Genomic DNA, 4,054 nt, shown 5'->3' with positions numbered 1-4,054 from the left:
CAACTGGTGGTGCAGCACGGCATCCTGCGCGTCAAAGGCTTCGCGGCGATTCCAAACAAGCCGATGCGCTTGTTGATCCAGGGCGTAGGCACGCGGTTTGACAAACACTTCGACCGCGCCTGGGCTGCCGACGAGGCACGTATCACGCGCCTGGTGCTGATCGGCCAGGAGCTGGATGCAGCGGGCCTCGAAGCGCAATTGCGCGCTGCCCTCAGCGTCTAACCCATGCACCTGCTCAGGACTCAGCCCGGTGGTTTCGTCGCGGACGACAATATTGCCGACCTTGGCCAAACCCCCGCCGAACTGGTGATCCTGTGCAGCGGTGATTCCAGCCTGGCGCTGTTGGCCGAAGCGGCCCAGCAGTTACCCGACGACTACCCGAGCCTGCGCCTGGCCAACCCGATGCAGGTGCAGAACCATGCCTCGGTCGACTTGTATGTCGATGAAGTGCTGCGCCACGCCAAGGTCATCCTGATTTCGCTGCACGGCGGCATGGGTTATTGGCGTTACGGCATCGAGCGGTTGGTGGAATTGGCCGAGCGCGGTGTGCAGCTGATCCTGGTGCCGGGCGATGACCGTCCGGACCCGGAACTCAGCAGTTTGAGCACCGTTAATGCCCAAGCCCGTGACCGTCTGTGGCAGTTCCTGCGTCAGGGCGGCCTGGGTAATGCCCTGGATTTTTACCGCTGCCTGGCCAGTGCATATCTGGGACGCGACTACGCCTGGGCCGAGCCGCAAACCCTGCCGCGCACGACGATTTATCACCCGCAAAAAGCCAACGCGCGCCTGAATGACTGGCAGGCCGACTGGCAGGTAGATTTTCCGGTGGCAGCGGTGCTGTTCTACCGCTCGCATTTGCAGGCGGCCAACACTGGTTTTATTGATGTGTTCTGCCAGCGCTTGCAGGCGGCGGGCCTTAACCCGTTGCCGATTGCGGTGGCCAGCTTGAAGGAGCCCGGCTGCCTCACGGTGGTCGAGGACTGGCTGGATGACGTGCAGGCCGCGGTGATTCTGAACACCACCGGCTTCGCCCAGTCCAGCCCTGAGGCGCCGCACCTGCGCCCGTTTCGGCGCAATATTCCGGTGATCCAGGCGATCTGCGCCCAAGACAACCAACCCGGCTGGGAAGCCAGCGAGCAAGGCCTCGGGCCGCGCGACTTGGCCATGCATATCGCCTTGCCAGAGCTTGACGGGCGCATCATCAGTCGGCCTATCAGCTTCAAGGACCTGGCCTGGCGCAGCGAGCGCAGCCAGTCGGACGTGGTGTGCTACCGCGCCGCGCCCGAGCGCATGGATTTTGTTGCCGAACTGGCGCGGCGCTGGGTCGAGCTGGCGCGGGTTCCCAACGCGGATAAACGCATCGCGCTGATCCTCGCCAACTACCCGACCCGCGATGGCCGTATCGGCAACGGGGTAGGGCTGGACACGCCGGCAGCGGCGCTGAATATCCTGCGCGCCCTGCAAACCGAAGGCTATCCGGTGCCCAGTGAGCTACCCGACAGCGGCACTGCCCTGATCCATGAGTTGCTCGGCGGCGTCACCAACGACCTTGACAGCCTCGACCTGCGCCCTTGCCACCAAAGCATGGGCCTGGAGGATTATGAGGCGATGTTCCAGCGCCTGCCGGAGGCCAACCAACAGGCGGTACTGGAACGCTGGGGCGCGCCGCAAAAAGACCCGATGTTTCGCGACGGCCGCATGATGATCGCCGGCCTGCGCCTGGGCCTGACCTTTGTCGGCATCCAGCCGGCGCGGGGTTACCAAGTCGACGCCAGCGCGGTGTACCACGACCCGGACCTGGTACCGCCCCACGGTTATCTGGCGTTTTATTTCTGGTTGCGCCACACCTACGGCGCCCACGGTGTGATCCACGTGGGCAAGCACGGCAATCTCGAATGGCTGCCCGGCAAGGGCGTAGGGTTGTCGGAAAATTGCTGGCCCGATGCGTTGCTCGGGCCTCTGCCGAACATCTACCCGTTTATCGTCAACGACCCGGGCGAGGGCGCGCAGGCCAAGCGGCGCACCCAGGCGGTGATCATCGACCACCTGATGCCGCCACTGACCCGCGCCGAAACCTATGGCCCGCTGCGTAACTTGGAGCTGTTGGCAGACGAATATTACGAGGCGCAGTTGCTCGACCCGCGCCGGGCCCAGGAGCTGCAGAAAGACATTCTGAAGCTGGTGCGCGAAACCCGTATCGACCAGGAACTGGAGATGGACAGCGAGGCTGACGCTGCCGTCTGGCTGCCGCGCCTCGACACCTACCTGTGCGATTTGAAGGAGTCGCAGATCCGTGACGGCCTGCATGTCTTCGGCGAGTCGCCCGAAGGTCGCTTGCGGATCGACACCTTGCTCGCCCTGTTGCGCATCCCGCGTGGCGATGGCCGAGGCCCGCAATCGAGCCTGCTGCGCGTTCTGGCCAAGGCGTTTGAACTGGGTTTTGACCCGCTGGACTGCGCCCTCGCTGAACCCTGGACCGGGCGTCGCCCCGAGGTCTTGCAGAAGATCGACGCGCAGCTGTGGCGCAGCGCTGGTGATACCCGCGAGCGCCTGGAACTGTACGCCGCGCGACTGATCGAGCAGGCGCTGGAAGGCCCGCTTGAACAGTTGGAAGAGCCCGGTTGGGAGGACGTGAAGGCCGTGATCGAAAGCCTGCGCATCGTCGTGGCGCCACGTTTGGACGCCTGCGGCCCGGCGGAAATGCGCGGCTTGCTGGATGCCCTGAGGGGTCGCTTTGTACCGGCAGGGCCGAGCGGCGCGCCGAGTCGCGGTCGTCTGGACGTGCTGCCTACGGGGCGCAATTTCTTCACCGTGGACGTGCGCAACTTGCCCACCACCACGGCCTGGCGTATCGGTTTCCAGTCGGCCAACCTGATCCTTGAGCGGCACCTGCAAGACCACGGCGACCACCTGCGCCAGCTCGGCCTGTCGGTGTGGGGCACCGCCACCATGCGCACTGGCGGCGACGACATTGCCCAGGCGATGGCGCTGATGGGCGTGCGGCCGGTGTGGGCGACGGGCAGCCAGCGAGTGGATGATTTTGAAATCCTGCCGGTCAGCTTGCTCGACCGTCCGCGTGTCGACGTGACCTTGCGCGTCTCCGGCTTCTTCCGGGATGCCTTCGCCAACCTGATCCGCCTGTTCGATGCAGCGGTGCAGGCTGTGGCGGCCCTGGATGAACCGGACGATATGAACCCGTTGGCGGCCAAGGTGCGCAGCGAGCGCGAGGCGTTGCTCAAGTCTGGCGTGGATGAAGAGGCGGCGGCGAAGCAGGCTGGCTGGCGCATCTTTGGTGCCAAACCAGGCGCCTATGGCGCCGGCGTGCAGGGCGCAATCGATGGCCGCCTGTGGCAAAGCCGCGAGGACTTGGCCGAGGTCTACCTGAACTGGGGCGGTTATGCCTATGGCGGTTCCGACGAGGGCACCGCCGCCCGCGAGCAGTTCGCCCAGCGCCTCAGCCAGGTGCAGGCGGTCTTGCAAAACCAGGACAACCGCGAGCACGACCTGCTCGACTCCAATGACTACTACCAATTCCAGGGCGGCATGCTCGCCGCCGTGGAAACCCTGAGCGGCGACAAGGCCGCCAGCTATCATGGTGACCACAGCCAGCCGGACTTGCCGAAGATCCGCACCTTGAAGGAAGAGCTGAACCGGGTGATCCGTTCCCGCGCCGCCAACCCCAAGTGGATCGAAGGCGTGAAACGTCATGGCTATAAAGGTGCGTTCGAAATGGCGGCGACCGTGGACAATCTGTTCGCCTTCGACGCCACGACGGCGTTGATCGATGATCATCAATACGCCTTGCTCGCCGATGCTTACCTGCTCGACCCTGACACCCGGGCCTTTGTGCAACAGCACAACCCCGATGCCCTGCGTGACATGACCGAGCGCATGCTCGAAGCTCAGCAACGCGGCATGTGGCAGGCGCCGGGCGCTTATAAGGAAGCGTTGGAAAACCTGCTGCTGGATATAGAAGAAGACGGATAAGGCACGCTATGCACTTTTTTGTGGTGAGCGGGCTTGCCCCGCGCCGGGCTGCGAAGCGGCCCCAACA

The 4,054-nt window shown here is 64.5% G+C and carries 2 protein-coding genes; both read left to right on the top strand.

The window, feature by feature from the left end; genetic code table 11:
• On the top strand, window positions 1-222 hold a 222-nt coding region (locus WBB95_RS23470; protein WP_424489736.1), incomplete at its 5' end, for a GTP-binding protein.
• A gap of 3 nt (window positions 223-225) precedes the next feature.
• Window positions 226-3,987, top strand: coding sequence for a cobaltochelatase subunit CobN (cobN, locus tag WBB95_RS23465; RefSeq protein ID WP_424489735.1), 3,762 nt, complete (start codon window positions 226-228; stop codon window positions 3,985-3,987).
• Window positions 3,988-4,054: the final 67 nt, after the last annotated feature.

It is taken from the genome of Pseudomonas sp. (assembly GCF_049645325.1).
GTDB lineage: Bacteria > Pseudomonadota > Gammaproteobacteria > Pseudomonadales > Pseudomonadaceae > Aquipseudomonas.
Note: the sequence above shows the minus strand (reverse complement) of the source record. Positions and strands in the feature narration are given on the sequence as shown.

Coding starts and splice junctions, on each gene's coding strand:
- cobN (WP_424489735.1), top strand. CDS start 226: ATGCACCTGCTCAGGACTCAGCCCGGTGGTTTCGTCGCGGACGACAAT.